The 4,662-nt window shown below is 59.9% G+C and carries 4 protein-coding genes; 2 read left to right on the top strand and 2 right to left on the bottom strand.

Translation table 11 applies throughout. The features are described 5' to 3' along the window. Positions 1-402, bottom strand: a 402-nt coding sequence (locus QZY44_RS32805; RefSeq protein WP_295457668.1) for a hypothetical protein, incomplete at its 3' end; no start/stop codon positions are given. Positions 403-604: 202 nt separating this feature from the next. Here QZY44_RS32805 and QZY44_RS32800 point away from each other — a divergent pair. After that, positions 605-1,744: an ATP-binding protein gene (locus QZY44_RS32800; protein ID WP_295457665.1), complete on the top strand. Its 1,140-nt coding sequence runs from the start codon at positions 605-607 to the stop codon at positions 1,742-1,744. Continuing rightward, positions 1,741-2,700 carry a hypothetical protein gene (locus tag QZY44_RS32795; protein WP_295457661.1) on the top strand — a complete coding sequence of 320 codons (960 nt, stop codon included), beginning with the start codon at positions 1,741-1,743 and terminating at the stop codon, positions 2,698-2,700. The genes QZY44_RS32800 and QZY44_RS32795 overlap by 4 nt, the downstream gene beginning before the upstream one ends. Positions 2,701-3,002: 302 nt before the next feature. Here QZY44_RS32795 and QZY44_RS32790 read toward each other — a convergent pair. Beyond that, positions 3,003-4,662 (bottom strand): SUMF1/EgtB/PvdO family nonheme iron enzyme (locus QZY44_RS32790; protein WP_295457656.1); only part of this gene is annotated, 1,660 nt, incomplete at its 5' end.

The following is a 4,662-nucleotide window of genomic DNA, read 5'->3' as shown; positions in this document are numbered from 1 at the left end:
GTAGTGGGTGGAAAGGAATTGCTGGAGTGCCTGGCGTACCGGTCCTTCCAGGTCGCGCGGGCCGTTGGTGGGCAGCGAGAGGAACACCCGCAGCGGGGTCGGCCCGTCGCAGCGGTGCGATTGCATGATCTGGGAGGGGAAGATCCGCAACGGCCAGTGGTCCAAGACCTTCTGGTTCTCCTGTAGCTCCAGGGCGGTCTGGCGCTGCCGGGTCGCCATGGCCCAGTCCTGTTCCTGCCGCTCCTTGACCTGCCGGCGTTGCTCCTCGCGCTGCGCCTCGAATTGCTGCTGCTGAAAGGCGCGTTGCTGGTCGCCGTCCTGGGTCGCGGTGCGCTGTTGAGACACGCGGGTCAAGTGAGTCGTGATCGCGTTGAAGGCCATCACGACGTGGTAGGGGCTCATGGCGGGGTCGGTTCCTTGGCTAATCCAGGTTGGCGATTATAGTCCTGGCGGCGTTGCAGAGGGCGATCGACATCGGTCATCGCCATCGACCACGACGGGCGGCCCTGATCGTCCAAGTGCGCCGCGCGCCCCCATGGCCACAGGAACCTGATAAAATTTCGGCGGAAGCCCAGGAATTTTTGCCGAACCCGGAAACCGACTCATGAGCCAAGTGACACTCAGCGCGAACAGATTCCGAGTCCTTGAGAACCTGAACTGGTCTCCGGACGGCCTCTGTCTACTCGTCGGCGCCAATGGATCGGGCAAGACGACGACGCTGGATCTGCTGCGCTTCCTGCGTAATTTCTTCGAACGAGGGCAGGAGAATGCCCTCCTCAGTATAGAGGGAGGCCATATCCGAACCCGTGGTTTGGCGGAAGGCGAGCCGGTCGAACTGGAGTTCGCGATCGGCGAGATCCGCTGGCAATTACGTTTACCGCTGTCCGCTTCCGGCTTTATGGGCACTTATGGAGAGACCCTGCTGCGCGGCGACGAGACCATCCTGCATGCTGAAATGTTTTCCGATCATTGGCTTCTTGGCCAGACGCGCATGCCACGCGAAGAGCAGCGCTGCGGTGCCGCTCTGTATTGGGATCGTCACGAGCCGGAATCGAAATGGATGCAACCGTTAGCGTCTGCCTTGAAAAGCATTCGCGTCTACCAGTCGTTTTTTCTGCATAAGGTTCAGCATCCAGACAACCGGGACCATCCGATGCAATTTTTGCACGGAACCGGCATTAATTTATGGTCTGTGCTGAATAGCTGGAAAGGTGCGCCAATGATGTATGGGGGACAATATGAATGGGTAATGACGCAAGCCCGCAAGGCATTTCCGGACCTGATCGGTAGCATCGAATTCGACCGCGGATTACCCTATCTCTTTCCGCCGGACTCCACCGATCCGGCAGATGGGTTGCCACCCGCCCGCGCTGCTGATGGCCTGCTGACCGGACTGCTCCAGTTGACCGCAGTCGCCGGCGCGCAGCGGGGTGCGCTCATTGCATTCGACGAAATCGAGAACCAACTGCACCCGCACGCGATCCGTACCATCCTGAGCGTGATGCGCGAACGCGCCGAACAGCAGGACTTGACGATCATTATCACCTCGCATTCGCCGGTGGTCATGAACGCCTTTCGACGTGAGCCGGACCGGTTCTATGTCTTCGAGCCCGGCGCGGCACGGATGCCGGTCGCGCTGACCGATCTGCACGATGAGGATTGGCTGGCGGCCTTTATGTTGGGTGACCTTTATGACCGCCTGGAGTTCGCCGCACCCGCGACTCTGCACGCTGGAGACGATTGAGCGTGCGCATTGCGATACTACCGACCGGCCGCATGGAATGGCAGGCACTCCCGGGCGCGTTGGGTCGGCTTTTCCCCGAGCACGAGTTCTACAGTCTGCCGAGGCGAGAGGAAGTTGCGTCGAATGCGACAATCGACTTTCCCGTACCGTCTTTTACCTCCTGTGACGTGTTGCGTCTCGCCGGTAAGCCTTGCGCAGCAGACAAGCTGATCGAGCGCGCGGTTGCCGAGGCGATCGGAAACGGGCGATCCCCACGCGCTGACCTGGTCCTGATCATCGACGACCTTGAGCTCGACAATATCCACCAACCCGCCGCGGTGGTCGGGATCGTTCGCGAAGCCGCTCGGCGATATCTCGATCGGATCGCGGCCATTGGCGGGAATACCCAGCGCCACGCTGATGCCTTGCGGGAGCGGGTGTCGTTTCATCTGGCCAAGCCGATGATTGAAGCCTGGCTGTTCGCTGATCCGACCGGGCCAACCCATACCGGCGTACCCACATCACGGCTGCCGAAACTGAAAACCCCGAACGATCCGGAGTGCTTTTGCAGCGATGATCCGGCGTTCACGGCCGATTTGGGCGCCGACTGCACGACATGGAATGCATTGCCCGAGGATACGCCGAAACAGCAGAAGGAAAAGCAAAAGCTCCGCCCCATCTGGGCAAGAGTGGGCGACCGGCGCTCGCAACACCCGAAGGCGTATCTCGCCTGGCTGTGTATGGATAGGACCGAGAAGAAATGCAGTGCCTATTCCGAGACCAAAGGAGGTGCCGATGCGCTGAAGCAAATCGCGTGGGATAGTCTGTTGACCCAGGCCAATCACTGCTGCTTCGTCCGGTCCATGGTCAATGATATCGCATTTCACCTGAACGTTATTCCTGAGCATGCGGGCGTTTGCGCATCGGAGACAGATCTGGCCGCCGCTCCACGAGATCGACTGTTGCGAAATGTTTGAACCGATAGATCGCGGTATTCGCATTCCCGTGACTGGAAAACAGAAAGTTGGGATCGCGTACCGCATACCCAATTGAAACGAGGGAACGAGAAAAAATCGACGGCTACATAGGCCGCGGGCCTGTGATAAGTACATCTGCCCAAACGTTTGTAATTCAAGATGACCCTCTATTATTGCAAGACCATGATTCTAAATAACGAGTCACAAGCGTTTGGGTGCAGGTACTTAGGGGTTGCTCGCCAATCCGAGCAGCAACGGAGCACGGAACAAAGAAAAAGGGGAAAAGGCAAGAGTCGTAAAGGTCAAAGGTCCTGGGCCAGTCGGAGACCGAGGGTGTTGTTACCGTAGGCAGGATCGTACCCATTACGGGTCGACACGCGCACCCAATGTCGATCAGAGTTCCAAGAACCGCCGCGCGACACTCGGCGAGCGAAATGGCCAGATTCGCGCCATTCAGAACCATCGACTGGGGCGCTCGTATAGTTGTCATGCCAACTATCCTGAACCCATTCCCAGACGTTTCCATGTACGTCGAAAAGCCCCCAGGGATTGGGTCGCTTCGTTCCGACCGGATCGGTTCCACAGATATGGAAGAAAAAATTGCCACGAAAACTGGCGTGGTCCCTCAGCGTTTTCTCGTCGCTACCGAATGACCAACGGGTCGTGGTCCCGGCACGGGCGGCATACTCCCATTCCGCTTCAGTCGGCAGACGGTAGTGCCGACCGGTCTGCTCCGAGACCCAGACGCAATAAGCTACGGAGTCATCCCAGGAGATGTTGATGACTGGACCTCGACCACGGCCAGAGCTATTATCAGCTGGCTTCTCATGGCCAGAAACCGCGCAGAAGCCGTCGTATTCATCGAAGGTGACCGCATAGCACCCGATGGCGAAGGGTCGGGCAATGATTACGCGATGCTGGGGCTTCTCGTTGTCCCGGGCTGCATCGTCGCCGTCTGAGGCACCCATGAGGAATGACCCGGGCGGGATCAAGACCATTTCCGGCCCATTGCTACCGTCCTTGAACGGGTCGCGAAAGACCGGCGCCAACCCCATCGATGCAGCCACCGACCGCTGTAGCCCCTGAACTTGCTCGCTGGACCAGCCGTGGATGTCCGGCGGAACCTTTGCCGCCCAACGGTCAGCCTGGATCCGCTGGTTCTCCCGCTTCAACCGCTGCTGGCGCTCCCGATTCTGCCGCTCCAGTTCCAAACGCTCCCGTTCCTGTTGCTCCTGTTCTAGCCGCACTCGTTCTTGGCGCTCCTGCTCCAATCGCTGCTGATGTTTCCGTTCCTGCCGCTCCTGCTCCAACCGCTCCCGTTCCTGTCGCTCCTGGCGTTTCTGCTCGATCTGCTCCCGCTCCTGGCGCGCCGCTGCCGCGCTCGTCGCGCCTCCCAGCCTTGCCATTAGGTCGGATTGGTTCAGACTGCCAATAGCATCGCGCAACCCGGTGAGGAATCCCGGGTCCACCAGGACTGCCGGACTAACCGGGCCATCCGCCGCGCCAACCTGGGCGCAGAAGCAATCGATCACCGCGATACCAGTCCCCGCAATAGTCGGAAGCCCACGTTGAGCCAGCCAGATCTGGATGGCGTGTATTATCTCTCTGACGGCCCATGCGCGATTCGCTAATGCGGCGAGCGGAACTGCCAATTGCAGCGCGAGCTCCGGCGCCCAGGCCGGCTGCTCCGCGGCCACCGCCCGGTAGCTGCGGCAATAGTGGTCGATGAAGGCGTGGGCGACCTCTGGTGGGAAGTCCGGGTTCAGAAGGTCAGGCAGCAGCTTCGGCAGGAGTGGCGGGGTGTCCCGATAGGAGAAGTGGTAGAGATCGCCGATCCAACCCATGACCAGGCAATGCCAGGTGACCAGGAATTGGTGGATGGCGCGCCAATCTTCCTTGACGAGTTGGAAGGGCGGCAGGTCCACTTGGTCGAGTTCGATACCGGCGGTACTCAGTGCCTCC

The sequence above is a fragment of the uncultured Thiodictyon sp. genome (assembly GCA_903837595.1).
In the GTDB taxonomy this organism is placed as follows: Bacteria; Pseudomonadota; Gammaproteobacteria; order Chromatiales; family Chromatiaceae; genus Thiodictyon.
This window is presented reverse-complemented; position numbering and strand designations above follow the sequence as displayed.